This window comes from Paenibacillus sp. FSL L8-0641, assembly GCF_038006265.1.
Lineage (GTDB): Bacteria > Bacillota > Bacilli > Paenibacillales > Paenibacillaceae > Paenibacillus > Paenibacillus polymyxa_D.
In genome coordinates, this window is record NZ_JBBOUW010000001.1 from 2291995 (window position 1) to 2308264 (window position 16270).

The following is a 16270-nucleotide window of genomic DNA, read 5'->3' on the forward strand; positions in this document are numbered from 1 at the left end:
CTGTAAAGGAGCCTGAGTCATATGTCCATTGACCGTTTTATCTTAAAAAAGCTGGACAACTGCCGGGAAGAGCATACACGCGCTAATTTACTAGAACTGTTTAGAATACGGATTGAGAAGGCGCAGAATAAGGAACGAGGCGGTAAAAAAGGTTATCGCAGAATACTTTAAATAAAGTCTGATCAATCCATAAGCTGCGGTAAGTCACATGTATCATGTTTTAAAGCTGCTGATATGGAGAGGGTGCTGAAATGTCCCTCTCTTTTTTGTGTGTCTAAAGTGGACAAAAAAAAGTCCCTCTTAATAGAGGGACAATGCCAATGAATCATTTTCACTAACACTATGCAGGATGGCTTCACAACCGACAATCTCTATACTGATCAAAGAGTTAAGGCATTTTTGAAGGGCACGCTTGCCGCTGGAGATTTTATTCTCCAAAGTGTTACTTAGAAGTTTTAATGTTTTTTGTACTGGTTGCTTATTTTCTTGATTGAAGTATACGGGAATACGTTTGTTTTGAAATGTAATTAATGTTCTCACAAAAATCACCTCGCCTGAGTTATTTCATGGCTTAATTGTAGTGCCCGTTTCTTAAAATTACCTTAAAAACACCTTATAAAAACATAAAGGTCTGAAAAATTTACAAAGTGTTCACAACAATCTAGGTAACAATCGAATTTAGTTCTAACTAATCGACAAAATGACGTATATACCCATATTAGAACCGATCCAATACATATTATTGATACCAATGACTCTACTAATATGAGAAAATATGACCAAAGTCACTATTTTATTTTTGGAGTGGGTATTTTGTAACAAATTGACAGTCTAATAGTCGGATGCTACAGTTACGATAGCCATATTTCCGTGGAAATAGGCTTTTTGCGTGAACTTTGCTATATATTAAGGATCGGGAGGGATGACAGATGATCCTGACCGTGCTTTCAGGACGACAGGAAACAGAGTGGTTTGACATCGAGGTAGCTGATGAATACTCGGTGGAACATTTAAAGCTGATGCTGGGTGTGCGCATTTTCGGCGAGCCTCCGGCGGAAGGCATGCAATATATTATGGAAGCAAAGTTCCCGGAAGGGCTCTGGTTCAGGGTGGGAGATAACCAGCTACTTACAGGATCCGGCTTGCGGGAAGGCTGTACTGTGCGTATTCAGCGCGCTTTTTCGACAACTCAGGACGAAGCGCCTGTGTATGGAAGGCGTTCTCTGTTTCAAAATGAAAAAAATGGGTAAATACACACATGAAATTATATGAAACCTTGGTAAAATGAAATAGTAAGCGAAAAGGGGGACTTTTGTCTTGAATGCATTATACCAGCGATCCCCGAGATTAAGGCCGGCGCTCCGAGAGGAGAAGCTGGAGATTTTACGGCCTCCGGCTGAGCCGAGCAAGCCGTCTTTTTCTATTATATCTATACTTATTCCGTTAATGATGACGTTGGTGACTATAGGCTTTTACGTATATATGAGCAAAACAGGCAAGATGGGCAACAGTAACTATTTGATGTTCCAAATGGTCACTGTGGTCATGATGCTTACATCTTATACGATTCCTTTTTTTGTCTATCTAAATAATAAGAAGGAATACAAGCGCAAGCTGGAGGAACGGGACCGCATGTACCGGGAACAGCTCCAAAAGCATCGTGAAGAACTTGAAATGAAACGCGAGGAGCAAATTCGCACACTATATGAAATTCACGGTGACCCGCAAATATGCACTCAAATTGTCAAAAACCGCAACAGTTCACTTTGGGAACGATCACCGGAGGATGAGGACTTTTTGCAGGTGCGTATTGGAACTGGACAAGTTCCCTTTCATATAAAATTGCAAATTCCACGCCCAGACGGTTATGACCGAGATCCTTTGTTGGGAGCTGCGGATGAACTGGAAGAAGAATTTCGTCTGGTAGACGCTGCTTCCATTGCATTACCGCTGTTTCAATCCAAAGTGGTTGGATTGGTCGGCGATCGGGAACATACCCTTGCTGCGTTAAGAGTCATTTTGGCACAAGTGACGGTTCGTCACTCGCCAGATGAAGTGAAAATTGCTTCCTTCTATGACGAGCGAGAGGAAAGTGAATGGACCTGGATGCGCTGGCTTCCACATGTGTGGGATGATGACCGAATCCAGAGAATGATGTCAGACCGCAGTAGTAGTGCACATCAATTAGCAGATTTTCTGTTTGCCAGACTGAACCGCCGTAAAAATAATCGTAATGAGCGTCAAGGCAAAGGGATGGAAGTCCCTTGTTATGTCGTTGTTTTATCTGACACCCAGCTGATTGAGGAAGAACCGTTACTGCCGTTGTTATTGGAAGACGGCCGAACCATTGATGCGTGTACGATTGTGCTGGCTTCTCGTAAAGAGGCTTTGCCGATGCAGTGTCAGCTGATTGTGGAGGCTTCCAAAGAGCAGGGCGTATATGCCCGTAAATCAGAGTCGGCGGAGGTTGAACAGCAAAGTTTTAAACCGGATCGTTTGTCAAAAGAGGAAGCCGATGCATTAGCGCGGTACATGGCTCCTATTCGCTTGAAGCGTTCCTCTGCTTCTGATATTCCCGCTGTGCTGCCTCTGTTTGATATGATGAGCGTAGCAAGTGTGGAAGAACTGGATGTGGCAGATCGGTGGCGACGTAACCGCCATCCTGATACCTTACCTGTGCCAATGGGCGTGCGAGCAGGCGGCAAGAAGATTATGATTAACCTGCATGATAAGATAGAGCGTCAAGGGCATGGTCCCCATGGCTTGATCGCCGGTACAACGGGTTCAGGAAAGAGTGAGGTTATCCAGTCCATCGTAGCCTCGCTTGCTGCCGAGTTTCATCCGCATGATCTTGCTTTTATGCTGATCGATTACAAGGGTGGAGGCATGTCCAACACGTTCGTTAACTTGCCGCATGTTGTGGGTACGATCACGAACTTGGACAATAATTTGATTGAACGTGCCAAAATATCTCTTAAAGCAGAACTGGTTCGTCGGCAGAAGATATTGAACGATGCAGGCAATTTACAGCATATTGATGAATATTACAGACTACTCCGGCAGCGGCAGGAACAACCGCTGCCTCATCTGGTTATTATTATTGATGAATTTGCACAATTAAAGCGGGATCAGCCAGAGTTTATGGACGAGCTAATCAGTATTGCTGCGATTGGGCGGACACTAGGTGTCCATTTGATTTTGGCGACGCAAAAGCCCGCAGGTGTCGTGGATGACAAGATTTGGAGTAACTCCAGATTCCGCATCTGCTTACGGGTGCAAAGCGAAGGCGATAGCCGTGACATGTTGAAAATACCGAATGCCGCGTGGATTACGAAGCCGGGACGAGGATATTTCCAAGTGGGTAGTGACGAAGTATTTGAAGAGATGCAGTTTGCTTGGAGCGGTGCGCCGTATATAGGCAACAGCGATATTTCTTCTGCACTACCTGTACATGAAGTGAGACTGAACGGAAAACGTGAAGCGCTACTGACGGGCGGCGAACGGGCAAGCTCGGGCTTAAAAGGAGAAGAAGCCCCTAAACAGCTTCAAGTATTTATTGATTATATTGCGAATGAGGCTGCTAAGGCAGGGATCAAACGGCTTCAGGGACCGTGGCTTCCGCCGCTGCCTGAATTGCTGGATTTAACAAATTTGCCGGCATGCACCGAAATAGATAGTACATCATCACCTTTGGAGCTGAAGGCTCTTATTGGTCTAGTGGATGATTTGCCGAATCAGCGACAGGAGCCAATTTATGCATCGCTAGATCATGGTCATTGGGCTGTGTATGGCATGCCCGGCATGGGGAAAACAACCTTTTTGCATACGTTGCTGATGTCCACGGCTCAGCGATTTGCTGCGAATCATTGGAACGGTTATATCATTGACATGGGTCGAACGATGCGCGACTTTGGGGAACTTCCCCAAATCGGGGCTGTTATGATGGCTGAGGAGGATGACCGGATCAAGCGATTGTTCCGTTATCTGTTCAAGATGGTGGCCGTACGCAAGGAAATGCTTTCCGAGGCTGGAGTCAAAACAATAAGCTCTTATCGACGTTCTGCTGTCGAGGATATTCCGCAAATTGTCGTAGTTATTGATGGATATCTTAATTTCCGTAATGCTTATCCAGATGAAAATGAACTGCTGGAATCTCTTTTGCGAGAAGGGGGTAGTCTAGGCATCACGTTTATCATTACAGCGAACCGGATTACCGATGTGTTTGAGAAATTCCGCAGTAACATACCGAATGCTGTTTCTTTTGAAATGTCCGACCCGAGTGACTATTACTATGCGGTAGGGCGACCAGCCAAAACGCCAGGACCGTTAATTCCAGGTCGCGCTCTGGTTAAAGGGCATGTTCCTCCGCTGGAGTTCCAGACGGCACTGCCTTCACCAGGAGAAGATGAGGCGGAGCGATCAGCACGGCTACGCCGCAATATTGCTGGCATTGTGCAGGAATGGAAAGGCAAGCACGCACCAGCTATCCTACCATTACCTGAGCGGATTCCACTATCGGAGCTGCTTCAGCAGTGGGATCGGACGAGTGGACCATCGGGCGCACTACCTTACGAAGTACCTGTAGGCCTACAGAGTGACGATCTTGAGCCTTTTCTCCTGAATCTGAAAGAAGGGCCCAATTTTATTGTGGGTAGTCCAATGGAGGGTGGAAAAACCTCCTTTCTAATGAGCTGGATTATATCGCTGGCTTATTACACATCACCCGATCAATTGGAAGTCTATACGATCGATACACGCTATGGAGGCGGGGGACTATCTAGATTACGACATCTTCCTCATGTTAAGGCTGCTGCTGAAAGTGAGGAAGAAATGGGACCTCTGGTACAGCAAGTGTATGATATTGTTCAACAACGGAACAAGGAGGGGAATGATCCCGAATTGCTCCTGGTCATTGATGATGCGGATATGTTAAGCAAGCAACTGAATGATTTTATGATAAAGGATCAGCTCTCCGCCATTGTACGGTTGGGACGTGATCGCAATGTGCATGTCGTGCTCTCGGGTGTGCCATCTGATTTTCCTACCTTTGGTGTGGACTGGTTTAATGATGTCAAGGCAAGCCAAAGCGGTATGCTATTTGGAACACTAGATTCGAATGATCTATCGTTCTTTCGTATCCCTTATTCGGAGGCGAACGCCGCTACTGGTGGACTAAAAGTCCTGCCACCTGGGCAGGGGTACTACGTACGGCGCAAATTTACCAGGATAAAAGCGGCAATTCCCTTCTCAGAGCAAGTGAGCTGTGAGGATTGGATAACGAAAATTCGTGACCGATGGCATGTTGTAGTTTGAAGGGAGGTGGCTCATAATGTTAACGTTTCAAGCTTCCAAGCAGAAGTTAATAACCCTCAAGGCGAAGGAACTGTTTTTTCTGGCAGGCGTATTGGGTTCTGACCGACTGCTTGGGGTGGAAGATCCGTTTAAGGGCTATCTAGCAGAGGAGTTGGCGGAAGAGTGGGAGCAAGTAAAAGCTACTCTTTTGGAAAAGGGTTATCTAAAGCGGGTAGATAAGGGCAAAGAGCTAGCAATGCCTCCTACTGTTTTTTCAAGAGTCGCTATCGCGGGATTATCCAACAGGGCTTGCCGTATACGCTATGTGCGGGGAGGTAAGCAATTTGAAGGCTATCTCCATTGCACGAACGAGCGTGTAGTGGAACTCGTGAAATCCGCTGATGAACCCGATGAGTATCGATTGTACGATCTGGGTAATGTGGAAAAGGCTTGCGAGACATTGATTGATAAAATGGGTTGGGTAGATCGACTTGTGCCTGAATCCCCCGCACTAATGTTCTCCAAGCAGGCGTTTAATAAAATTTTCGAGCAATCGGCAGGGGAAAGTGTGTCTTTGATCAGCAGTAAACTGACCGAGGCTAGCGGAGATGCAGAGGGGTCTGCAAGACTGGCTCAGTCTTTGAGTTCCCGTGTAGCTGAGGGAGAACTGCAATTGCTGGTTTGGAACGGCAGGGAGTGGGAATCACAACGGGCAGCCTTTGTCCTGTGTCCTGCAATGAACTGGATATTTCGGATGAGCTCTAGTGGTAACGGGGACTGGCTGATTGCAGCTATGGCTTCAAGAGATCAGTTTGTGGATTTATTATTAAATTGGTTGAAACAGTCGGCAGTGAATGAAGAAGTGACAGAAGAAGGGTGATGGATATGCGCATTCGAGTTGAACCGGATGTGCTTCGGGGGCTTAGCGGGCAGCTACAGCATGCGGCGGAGCAAATTCAACAGTTAACAGCAGGTTTGGAGCAGGCGTTACAATCGCTGGATTGGGATGTATCTGCACGCGAGGCGATCTTGAATCATTGGATGCAGGCCAAGCGGATGTCAGAACAGATCCATGCTTACCTCCATACATCAGGTACACAACTGAACCGAAAGGCAGAGCAGTTTCAGTCTGTTGACCACAACTATCAAACGATACTGTCATTTGCCAGCCAACCATTGGGACGACCCGTCACGATGCTCGATTGGTCGAATCAGCAATCACCGTCTATTCTGCCTGGGCAAGCTTCGGAAGGAAGCAGCCTGATTTCTAACCCGCAGTCTGTCGTACATGCCATTTCTGGTGTACAGTCTTCGGATGTAGAAACGTTGCATCAGGATATTCTGATGCAGGCGTCTTCTAGCAGTCCGCAGGATTGGTATTTTACTGATCCGTCTACAGTAAGAGATCAGCCTGTCGCTTAGTTGGGATCGCGTTCCGGGACAATCTGGATCGATTGCAAAATTACTTGAGCTCGTTCCACAATTCCCGGCTTTATGGGACTTATTAGGTGTTTTTTTTGTTAATATTATACTGTTAGGTGCTGTTTTATAGTTAAAAAGTGGGATTGTTACAATTAGGTCCTTTGCCTTTTGTAGGGAATTAAATAGCCATAGTACAATTTGAACCAGATAAACAAAAACATTATTTATCATCAAGGAGGACTCAAAAAATGGCAGGACGCATTTTAATTACCCCAGAACAGGTTGATCAGGTGGCTAACCAATTTAAACAAAGTGGTGAGCAAAGCCAGCAGATCGTTTCCAGTTTGACACAGTCCATCTCAGGTATGGAAGGTCAATGGGAAGGTATGACTAAACAACGCTTCTTCCAAGAGTTTCAGGAAGCTAGCAAACAAATGCAAGCTTTCGTAACGACTTTGAACAGCATCAGTCAAGAATTGACAGCTATCGCTAACAAATTCCGCACGGTTGACCAAACGAAATAAGTTGTCTTGCCTGATAGGCATTAACTTAACATATACCACTCTATTAAGAAGCAATATGTGAGCCATTCCTCACGGTTTGGCACAGGATGTTCAGGAAAAACCGGGCGATCTTCGGATACCCGGTTTTCTTGCCATCCATAGATGTATATAATAAGGTGAGGAAAACTAGCATACTGAATGATGTAAGGAGAGGGATGTTTCATGTCTTTTCAACCGAATCCGGGAGACGAATTGATCATAAACGGCACAGCTTATGTGGTTGGACGACATCCCGCTGCACCCGGTTTAGCCTATGCTCAAGCAGGGCGTCAGGGAATTGTATACCAGCTAAATGCCAAAAACGGAGCGCCACATGAGGCAAAAGCCCTTAAGGTGTTTTTTCCGAAGTTCCGCATCCCGGCTATGGTTTATCAATCTGAGCATATGGAAGCATACGGGGATATTCCCGGTTTGCAGGTATGCAAGCGTGATGTGCTCACTCCAGAAAGAAACGGAAGTCTGATTGCCGAGCAGCCTGATTTGCTGTATGCGGTACTGATGCCATGGGTTCACGGTATGACATGGTTCGATTGTCTCACAGATCAGCGTCAGCTTGAGGCTTCCGATAGTCTGGCTTTAGCCAGAGCATTGGCAGGGATCGGTTCAGCTATGGAGCAAAAAGGATTGGCGCACTGTGATTTATCGGCGCCGAATGTGATGCTTCCGTTTTTTTCTGAAGTGGAACTGCCTGAAGGCACGTCAGCTGTGGAATTGGTGGACGTGGAACAAATGTATAGTACTAAAATGGATCGTCCAGACGCTCTATTGGCAGGTTCGCCAGGGTATGCCGCCCATCGTACCGTCCACAGCGGGTTGTGGAGTGCGTATGCAGACCGTTTTGCAGGGGCAATCATTATAGGAGAAATGTTAGGCTGGTCTGACCGTGTAGTAGTCGACAAAGCGTGGGGCGAAAGTTATTTTGATCAGCATGAAATGCAGACGCCTTGCGAACGTTATTTTATTTTACGAAAATCGCTGGAATCTCGTTGGGGCAGCAAGGTGGTAGAATTGTTCAGCCGTGCTTGGGATAGTCAGGATTTAAGCAGTTGCCCTACTTTTGGCGAATGGCTGGTTGTACTTAATGCGGTTACTGAGCAGGAAATTTCAGTTGAGGCTATAGAACCGGAACCTGCTGCGACAGAAACAATAGAATCGGCAGCGGTGGGTGGCCTTTCCAGTGAAGCTGCATCCTCTTTGTCAGCGCCTGCACCGCTCAAGACTGAACAGGCTGCACTGCTAAATCAGGCCGCCCTGGAGCAAGGAGAGCGTGGGGTAACGGACAAGCTGTTCCGACAGGCACGTGATTTGGAGCAGCAAAACAAACCTGCTGCAGCGCTGGAAGTATACCGGTCGTTGTATCATTTTGTAGAAGACGGCAGTCCTTTGCATGTGGAGGTGTCAGCTGCGATCACAGGACTAGAGGAGCAGTTGAATCCCATGACGCCAGAGCAACCTGAAAAAACAAAAGCCTGGTATCGCTCCAAAGCGTTTATCGTGACAACTGCGGCCGCAGTCGTTCTATTGGCAGCTGGAATCCCAGCCGTGAATATTCTTGCAGATCAGTCCAATCAGCGGCAAATCGAGGCAGCCAAGCAGGAAGAGGCAGCGAAGGCTGCAAAGGCGGCCGAGGAAAAGCTGGCAGCCGAGCAGAAAGAGGCTCAAAAATTGCTGACGGAGAAACAACGACAGGAAGCGGAACAGCAGACCAAACAACAGGCACTTGCTGCTCAAAAGCAACAGGAAGAGCAGAAGAAACAGCAAGCCCTTATCGCTCAACAGGTTAAATATGAAGCTTATCTCGCTCAAAAGGAACAAAATAAGCAGGCGGCTGCCAAGTTGGCGAAGCAAAAAGCGTATGATCAACAGGCAAAGTATGAAAAATACTTGGCTTTGAAAAAAGAGCAGGAAGCTCGTGCCGCCCAGGAAGAGGCAGCTCGTAAGGCAGCAGCCGAGGCGGAACAAAAGCAAAAAGAGTCCATGCATGCACGAAACAAGGAGAACGTTCTTCAGCTTATTTCCCTGTACAACAAGGCGTATGCCTCTCAGGAAGGTGGCAGCGCTGCGAAGGCAAAGAGCTTTGCGAAGCGTTTTAGAACACTATATGATAGTAATCCTTCTTATTATCGTTCGGTAGGTGAAGTAGGATATCGGGCCTCCTCTATTTATAATTTTTTAGGAGATACGAATTTTAGACTGCCTAAAATTTAATATTTCATATGTTTATATATAGGCGGAATGATAGATACGAAACAGATGGAGATAGAAGGTAACTGAGGGGAGCATGTACAAACCATGAATTATACAATACAGGCTTCACAACGCACTCCCGCCCTGATCATTTACCTGATTGACATCAGCGCGTCGATGAACATGCTGATGGAGGGGCGGCGGCGTATTGACGTTGTATATGAAGCTATATCGTTGGCGATCCGGCAGATGGTTTTTCGATCAACCAAAGGAAATCGACTGACAGCGCGCTATCGGATTGCGATTTTGGCTTATAGTGACGACGTGTATGACCTGCTGAATGGTGTCAAGGGAATTGATGAAATCGCGGCCATTGGTTCGTTGCCCGATTTGACGCCCAAACGGTTTTCAGATTCAGCAAAGGCCTTCTTGCAAGCTGAGCGTATTTTGCAAGCGGAATTACCAGGGATGCAGGACTGTCCTGCACCTTTGGTCTGTCATATGACAGATGGAGTTTCCACAGGTGATGATCCCGAACCGATTGCGAAGCGTATTATGAGCATGAGCGTACCGGATGGTAATGTACTGGTGGAAAATATATTTTTATCCGACAGGTTGCTGGAAACGCCTATTCAGGACCCCCGTCGCTGGAAAGGTCTGACACATAATACGCCGTTGCAGGATGAACATGCTGTGAAATTGCGTGATATGTCTTCTGTGCTGCCTGAAAGCTATCGGGAAATGCTATTTGAGGCAGATTATCAGTTAGGTGAAGGAGCCATTATGATGCTGCCCGGAACCTGTGCGGAGCTGGTGTCCATTGGGTTTCAAATGTCGGCCGCAACGCCTGTACGGTAAGGAGGTAAAAGCATGAATCCACCGCTGTCCCTGCTCCCCGCGAGCAAAAAAAAGGGAATGAATGCAAGGCTGACTCAGCAATTTGCTTACATAAGCTCTCAGACAGGCGATCAGCCTTTATCATCTCATCACAGTCGTTTTATGTGTCGTTATGGCTATGGAAGGTCTGCCGAATCTGCCAGTATGGGAGAAAGCGGACAGGATTTCGCCGCAGTACGTATTCATAAATCCGTCTGTTGTTTTGTCTTGTGTGATGGTGTCGGGCTCAGTTACCGAGGAGATTTTGCGGCCCGCTATCTGGGTTCTTCTTTACTGGATTGGATGGAACGGGGACAAGATCTGTCTGCTGATCAATTGAGAGTGTACCTTGAACGTTTGGCAGGTACAGCGGCAGAGGAACTGGATCGACAGCCTTTGGATCACGAATCAGGCCTAATGCGTTCGGTATTGGAAGATAAACGTCGTCAAGGTAGCCAGTCCATGTATATTTGCGGTAAAATCGAACTGCCGAAGCGTGGCAGCCGTGGCCGTCTCCGACTTGCCTGGCAAGGGGATTCACGTTTGCGACTATGGAATGGTGCCGAAGAAATCAGCGAGCTGTTCGATCATACCTTCTCTACAGCGGAGCGTTGGTCCACAAGTCGTGGGCCGATTGGAGGGAAGCCTCATTGGTATGAAAGAAGCATATCCGCAGATATGCCGATGAGATTACAGGTATATACGGACGGTTTATCCGATTTGGACCCCATTCGCGAGCCTGTCCCTGATGAGCAGATACAGGTATTGCTGGATGCATCCCACACCGGGGGACTTGATGATGATGCTGCATTTATTGAGCTGCAGTGGTAAATGAATAAGCAAAAGGACGTTATACAACCATGGATATGGATGTATACGTCCTTTTTTTGATGAATACATAGAACATTACGATTCGTTAAGATATTTATAGAATGTAACGAGGAGGAGAAGGAAAGACGCGCTAATGCGCGTAATATTCGTACTTTTCTTAAATATCGCAAAGGAATAGCAAAAAATGCGCAAAAATGGTGATTATAAAGTATATCCTTTTGGGTAATCTTGTGATTATACAGATTACTGAAAGGGAGCGATACATATGAGCTACACATATGCAGGAGGCGCACGCTTTGAAGGAAAAACGGCTCTGATCACGGGGGCTGGTTCTGGCATTGGCAAGGCAACGGCCATTCAAATGGCTAGAGAAGGAGCGAATGTCGCTCTTTTTGACGTAAGTAATGAGCGTATTTTGGAGACAGAAAGAGAAATTAATGCTATACGTGAAGGGTCAGCGCGGGCATTTGACGTGGACATTGCCGATCCGGTGCGTGTGGAAAAAGCAGTTCTGGAAGCGGTTGAATTATTTGACGGTCTGCATATCATTTTTGCTAATGCGGGGATTAACGGGGTCGTCGGACCGATCGAGGATCTGAGCATTGAGGATTGGCGGCAAACATTGTCCACGAATCTGGACGGTACCTTCCTGACGGTGAAGTATACAATTCCACATTTGAAAAAGAACGGTGGCGGCAGCATTATTATTACCAGTTCCATTAATGGAAATCAGCGCTTTACCAGCTTTGGGATGTCAGCCTACAGCACATCGAAGGCGGGTCAAACTGGTTTTGCTAAAATGGCTGCACTGGAGCTGGCTAAGTTTCGTATTCGTGTCAATGTCATCTATCCGGGTGCCATTTCGACGAATATTGATGAAACCACGGAGAAGTCGGAAGGGTTAAAGCAAATTACCATCCCCGTCAAGTTTCCTGAAGGAGGGCAACCGTTGGCAGATGGACCGGGTCAACCCGAGCAGGTAGCTGATTTGGTAACATTTTTGGCCTCAGATCATTCGCGTCACATTACTGGCGCACAAATTGTCATTGACGGGGCAGAGTCGTTATTGTTTTAGAAATAGAGCATTGTCTGGGACAGAGAAATGTTTTGTGGTATCCTGAGTGTATGTCTTGGTTACGGTGCAAATGTGAAGCTCACATAAAAACCCTGGATCTTTCGCACCTCGAAATTTGTCGAAATGGTTTTAAATTAGCTTTCTTCGTTAGAAGTCAATAGTCGATTCAAGCTTTTTTGGCATCGTTTTTTTCGGAAATGCATGGAATTGATATCATTAGGGTATTAATTCCTTCATTTTCGCTGTCGTCGCACTCTATATGAGTGCGTGGATTGAAATTGACCCGGCATATCAGGCTGCTTTGCGCGAGGCACGTCGCACTCTATATGAGTGCGTGGATTGCGAATTTGTTGGCTGGTAAAAGGTTTGGTTTAGAACAAGTCGTGGTTCAGTACAGTCAGCATTTTTATTTTATAAACGAAGATTTGCACGAGGAGGATTATATGAATAAAAATGATGATCGTCATGATAACACCCCAGAATAAAGAAGGCAGTCGAAAATATAGACATACTCTTGATAAACTTTCTAATACATAAATAATCAGTCAAGTAAAAGCTGATCCTTTCTAGGATCAGCTTTACTATTGACCCATTCCACTCTACAAGTAAAAGTACTTTTTTACTTGTGAGTCTTTAGCGTTCTGCCCTTAAAGAGAATATACGACAGTTCATGTTTGATAATTTTATTATTCTCTATTGTTTTCACATAATCTATGTCATCTTCGCGAGTTACAATTTCATCCTTATCTATACTGGGCCTTTTACGATTTCTATTTTCCCCGGCCGTGCTATTGTCAGAAAAAATAAAAGTGGTATTTAAATCTTCAATGCCCTCACTAATCTTTTTCCCTGTCATATTCTTAGCTGTAATGGCCAGATGAATTTTTTCTCCCATGGTCAATTTGTACGATAACAACTGGAATGCATTTTCATTATCCACTTGTTCTCTAAAATGATCCAAATCTTCTACATTCTCCATCAAAGGTGTCTTCATTAATTCTTTCCCAGAGAGGGAATACAGTTTATTTTGCTGATCCCATTCCTGGTGTATGTCTAAGTGCTTAGTAAGTACCCCTAAAGGGACAAACATCGCATTTTTATAAAGCACAGGGACGGTATCCATCACGGACGAGCTCGAGTCGGTAACAATCTCAGTGGAGTTCATTTTAAACTCAACCTTGTGTGTTCCAAACTTAATTGTAGCCGTATTAGAAGTTGGGTTAAACGTAGTCTGTCCTCCCAACAAATCATTTATGGATCTCAAAGGTACCATATAGCGATTATTCTGATCAATATAAGGTGCTTTGGGGGCTGTGAACAAGACATAGTAATTGTTAATCTTCAAAAATGGAGTGTTTGGAGTTATACTCTGAGCTGACATTTTTCCTATATAGGGTAGAGAAAAACAAAGAAACAATGCACCTATAAGCATAATTCTGAACAACATCTTTCCCATAAAAATATCCTCCTTAAAAGAGAGGGGCTAGCAGCCCCTCACGGAATTCAATCTAAAAATATATTATCTGTTTCCTCTCCTCCATGTACGTAATCCACTACAACTTTACTCCGTGGCATAGAACAATAATCATAGGTTTGACTGTTTCGCCAAGGGTTATTATCTTCAGAATCTTTACCAATATAGGATGTAGCTCAACGAACTCTTCTGATGTAAGAACCATCGTTATAGTCTTGTCGATCTTGTAGTCAGAAGGGACATAAAATTTCATTTGTACTTCTTGATCAGGCTCAAAGCGTGGCTTAAAAGTATAAGGCTCTTTTACACTTTCAATGAGCATGAAAGGAGCCCAGTCATTACATTCTGTACTATGCTGCAAACCAACATCAACCGCCAGCCTGGAAGAAATAAGGGACGTTATTGATCTCTATTTCATTGACCCTAGTGGAGTACAACCTAAGCAGAAAGTCCTCTCTATCCTGCGGTAGCATCTCGCAGAGGCTGACCAGAAGATCGGTGGGTTACAGCAATTCCGCGCTGATTTACAGGCCAACATCGAACGCTTCGAGCGCTGGTTCGAGGAAAGAGAGTAGCATTAATTTTTTCCTAGTTGCTCAGGGCGCACAGCTGGCGTCCCGCCCGGTTGAGACAGTAATGAGTAGGGGAATTGTTGCAACCATTTTATGGGATGATGCATCTGTCGAAAGCGTCGTCATGAACGAAGGCTTCTTAGAGAAGCTTGGAACAGGTGGTGTTCACATCTCGATGACAAGTGGACTCGCCCGTTCCTATGTCAAGTCTATTGTCGACCTTTTGAGCATTGAGCAGAGACAAGACTAACATCAAAATCCGGTGCGCGTTCATGAGATGATACCCGCTTTTATTAAGCAATTCCAGTTTACAGATGTTAAGAAATTCATAGTACGGGGACAACCTGTTCGAAACCTGAGAAAAGACTAAGCTAACGGAGAACGTTAGTTTAACTTCGAAGAGGCTGCGCCACACGGTAGCCCCAACTTATTTTTTATCCGAAAAATCATGTTAAACGCCAAGACTCACTGGTCTATTCAGTTAATTGTCCGATGCTCCTGACGGATGTGTCGGAGGATAAGAACATATTACGTATCGGGTTCGCGGATTTCGCGGATTTTTGTTTTTTTCGTGATACATGTTCTTTCCTAAGACATGTATCGGTATCCGAAAAGGACAAGAACTTATAATCTTATCCCATCCCTTTTTGCCTACCGGCGCCTCCTGATAGAAGCAATAGACTTGAACATCCTTTGAGGCTGTTAATTTTGCGGGATGGGAACGACCTCCTTGCGCACCTCGTCCGGCTGCGTCACGGTTAGCTTTCCAGACGAGTCGGTCACGGAACCGCCGACTGTATGCTCGAAGCCGATCCGGGTGACCTTCCCGTCCAGTCCGATCAGGCCGCTTTCCTCCGTGCTGGAATCTCCGGCAATGCCTCTGCTATAGAATACCAGCGGCTTGTCGATTTTCGGCGTCGGACCCGTACGGTCCTTCAGCTTTTCCTCCAGCAGCAGTTGAAAGCTATCTCCAATGCTTCCGTCAAAATGGGCCTGCCATGTCGCGACAAGGAAATCGTCCTTGTATTCGTAATAGGTCGCCGTCTCATTGCCCTCGATGGTGAAGAAGCGGAGTGCCTCTCCTTCGGGAAAGAGGAAGGCGGTGCTGTAATCCTCGGATTCGTGGAGCGTCCGCAGTGGCGTATGCTCGTAATGGGTTCCAGAGAACATCGCTTCCATGACCAGATTCCTGCTTGCGGCCAGATCGCCGGTATAGAGCGCGTCCCGCTGCTTATCGGAGAGTGGCGACTCGATGGCGACAGTGTTGTTTTTCCATTCCACCTTGTAGCCGTACTGCTCGGAGACGAAGCGCAGAGGCACGTAGACGCGATTATGGACGGCCTTCGCTGGCACGTCGAGCGAAATCGGACCCGACGAGGACGAGTTATTCCCAAACGTCTCGGTCGCGGCCGTCTTCTTCCCGACGGTCAGCTTAATCGTCTGCGACCATTTTCGGACGACCACGGTGTCCATTTTCGCATCCCAATCGACGGCGGCGCCCAGTGCTTCGGAGACAGCTCGGATCGGCACGAGCACCCGTCCCTGATCGTAGATGGGGGGACTGTCGGTCGCGATCGGCTTGCTCCTCACCGTAATGCCAATATCCACGGTGGCGAACGCGGTTGTACCGACGGATAATGCACCGATGACGGCGAATGTGCATAGAAGCTTTTTCATAGTATCCACTCCTGTTCTCATGACGGCAGCGTTCTTTCCGAATGCATACCAGCAATCTTTATTCGTATGTTAGACGCGGGTGAACTTGAAAAAGTTTCCATCCATAGATTGGCTGACCACAGACTCATGGATCAGCTGCCTTGTTGCGCTAAACATTCCTGTAGAGCTTAAGATTCTTCTCTATACAAAAAAGACCACTTCAAGGTTGAAGTGGTCTGGTGTTCTGATCCCATTTACTCTGCAAGTGACTCAATCAATTTTGGAAAAGAGCCTCCAGCTCCTTTAGTAATTTTTCAGTTCT

The 16270-nt window shown here is 46.2% G+C and carries 14 protein-coding genes; 11 read left to right on the forward strand and 3 right to left on the reverse strand.

All coding sequences use genetic code 11. The annotated features are described in order from the left end of the window. Window positions 1-21 precede the first annotated feature (21 nt). The gene (locus MKY16_RS10480; protein ID WP_023988262.1) at window positions 22-171 is read left to right on the forward strand and encodes a hypothetical protein; all 150 of its coding nucleotides are present in this window, start codon (window positions 22-24) and stop codon (window positions 169-171) included. A gap of 129 nt (window positions 172-300) precedes the next feature. Here the strand turns inward: MKY16_RS10480 and MKY16_RS10485 are convergent, their stop codons facing one another. Next, on the reverse strand, window positions 301-540 hold the full coding sequence (locus MKY16_RS10485) for a hypothetical protein (protein ID WP_013370782.1): 240 nt from the start codon (window positions 538-540) through the stop codon (window positions 301-303). 389 nt (window positions 541-929) lie between these two features. Here MKY16_RS10485 and MKY16_RS10490 point away from each other — a divergent pair, with 389 nt between their 5' ends. The 9 genes from MKY16_RS10490 to MKY16_RS10530 all read left to right on the forward strand — a co-directional run bounded on the left by MKY16_RS10490 (window position 930) and on the right by MKY16_RS10530 (window position 12246). Continuing rightward, on the forward strand, window positions 930-1250 hold the full coding sequence (locus tag MKY16_RS10490; protein ID WP_029517061.1) for a hypothetical protein: 321 nt from the start codon (window positions 930-932) through the stop codon (window positions 1248-1250). 67 nt (window positions 1251-1317) lie between these two features. Further along, entirely contained in the window at window positions 1318-5313 is a 3996-nt protein-coding gene (gene essC, locus MKY16_RS10495) for a type VII secretion protein EssC (RefSeq protein WP_340955248.1), read from the forward strand. Window positions 5314-5329: 16 nt separating this feature from the next. Then, complete coding sequence (locus MKY16_RS10500) at window positions 5330-6172, forward strand: hypothetical protein (RefSeq protein ID WP_340955251.1); 843 nt, start codon at window positions 5330-5332, stop codon at window positions 6170-6172. A gap of 5 nt (window positions 6173-6177) precedes the next feature. Continuing rightward, the gene (locus MKY16_RS10505; protein ID WP_029517064.1) at window positions 6178-6714 is read left to right on the forward strand and encodes a WXG100 family type VII secretion target; all 537 of its coding nucleotides are present in this window, start codon (window positions 6178-6180) and stop codon (window positions 6712-6714) included. Window positions 6715-6962: 248 nt separating this feature from the next. After that, on the forward strand, window positions 6963-7238 hold the full coding sequence (locus tag MKY16_RS10510) for a WXG100 family type VII secretion target (protein WP_013309990.1): 276 nt from the start codon (window positions 6963-6965) through the stop codon (window positions 7236-7238). 201 nt (window positions 7239-7439) lie between these two features. Next, window positions 7440-9485, forward strand: a complete 2046-nt coding sequence (locus tag MKY16_RS10515) for a hypothetical protein (protein WP_340955253.1) — start codon at window positions 7440-7442, stop codon at window positions 9483-9485. Between the two features lie 84 nt (window positions 9486-9569). Next, window positions 9570-10322, forward strand: a complete 753-nt coding sequence (locus tag MKY16_RS10520; protein WP_013309992.1) for a vWA domain-containing protein — start codon at window positions 9570-9572, stop codon at window positions 10320-10322. A gap of 12 nt (window positions 10323-10334) precedes the next feature. Next, window positions 10335-11171, forward strand: coding sequence for a hypothetical protein (locus MKY16_RS10525; protein ID WP_069011423.1), 837 nt, complete (start codon window positions 10335-10337; stop codon window positions 11169-11171). A gap of 265 nt (window positions 11172-11436) precedes the next feature. Next, on the forward strand, window positions 11437-12246 hold the full coding sequence (locus MKY16_RS10530) for an SDR family oxidoreductase (protein WP_279830794.1): 810 nt from the start codon (window positions 11437-11439) through the stop codon (window positions 12244-12246). Between the two features lie 619 nt (window positions 12247-12865). Here MKY16_RS10530 and MKY16_RS10535 read toward each other — a convergent pair. Then, a complete protein-coding gene (locus tag MKY16_RS10535; protein WP_069011424.1) occupies window positions 12866-13702 on the reverse strand; it encodes a copper amine oxidase N-terminal domain-containing protein in 837 nt (278 codons plus the stop codon). Between the two features lie 654 nt (window positions 13703-14356). On the opposite strand from MKY16_RS10535, the gene MKY16_RS10540 reads away from it, so the two are divergent. Then, the gene (locus MKY16_RS10540; RefSeq protein WP_069011426.1) at window positions 14357-14542 is read left to right on the forward strand and encodes a hypothetical protein; all 186 of its coding nucleotides are present in this window, start codon (window positions 14357-14359) and stop codon (window positions 14540-14542) included. 452 nt (window positions 14543-14994) lie between these two features. On the opposite strand, the gene MKY16_RS10545 is transcribed toward MKY16_RS10540, so the two are convergent. Next, entirely contained in the window at window positions 14995-15969 is a 975-nt protein-coding gene (locus MKY16_RS10545; RefSeq protein WP_340955255.1) for a stalk domain-containing protein, read from the reverse strand. Window positions 15970-16270 lie beyond the last annotated feature (301 nt).

Excerpts from the sequence above, each read along its gene's own strand:
- MKY16_RS10490 (WP_029517061.1), top strand. The coding sequence starts at position 930 with ATGATCCTGACCGTGCTTTCAGGACGACAGGAAACAGAGTGGTTTGAC.
- MKY16_RS10530 (WP_279830794.1), top strand. The coding sequence starts at position 11,437 with ATGAGCTACACATATGCAGGAGGCGCACGCTTTGAAGGAAAAACGGCT.
- MKY16_RS10500 (WP_340955251.1), top strand. The coding sequence starts at position 5,330 with ATGTTAACGTTTCAAGCTTCCAAGCAGAAGTTAATAACCCTCAAGGCG.
- MKY16_RS10515 (WP_340955253.1), top strand. The coding sequence starts at position 7,440 with ATGTCTTTTCAACCGAATCCGGGAGACGAATTGATCATAAACGGCACA.
- MKY16_RS10520 (WP_013309992.1), top strand. The coding sequence starts at position 9,570 with ATGAATTATACAATACAGGCTTCACAACGCACTCCCGCCCTGATCATT.
- MKY16_RS10525 (WP_069011423.1), top strand. The coding sequence starts at position 10,335 with ATGAATCCACCGCTGTCCCTGCTCCCCGCGAGCAAAAAAAAGGGAATG.
- MKY16_RS10480 (WP_023988262.1), top strand. The coding sequence starts at position 22 with ATGTCCATTGACCGTTTTATCTTAAAAAAGCTGGACAACTGCCGGGAA.
- MKY16_RS10535 (WP_069011424.1), bottom strand. The coding sequence starts at position 13,702 with ATGGGAAAGATGTTGTTCAGAATTATGCTTATAGGTGCATTGTTTCTT.
- MKY16_RS10540 (WP_069011426.1), top strand. The coding sequence starts at position 14,357 with ATGAGTAGGGGAATTGTTGCAACCATTTTATGGGATGATGCATCTGTC.
- MKY16_RS10510 (WP_013309990.1), top strand. The coding sequence starts at position 6,963 with ATGGCAGGACGCATTTTAATTACCCCAGAACAGGTTGATCAGGTGGCT.
- MKY16_RS10545 (WP_340955255.1), bottom strand. The coding sequence starts at position 15,969 with ATGAAAAAGCTTCTATGCACATTCGCCGTCATCGGTGCATTATCCGTC.
- MKY16_RS10505 (WP_029517064.1), top strand. The coding sequence starts at position 6,178 with ATGCGCATTCGAGTTGAACCGGATGTGCTTCGGGGGCTTAGCGGGCAG.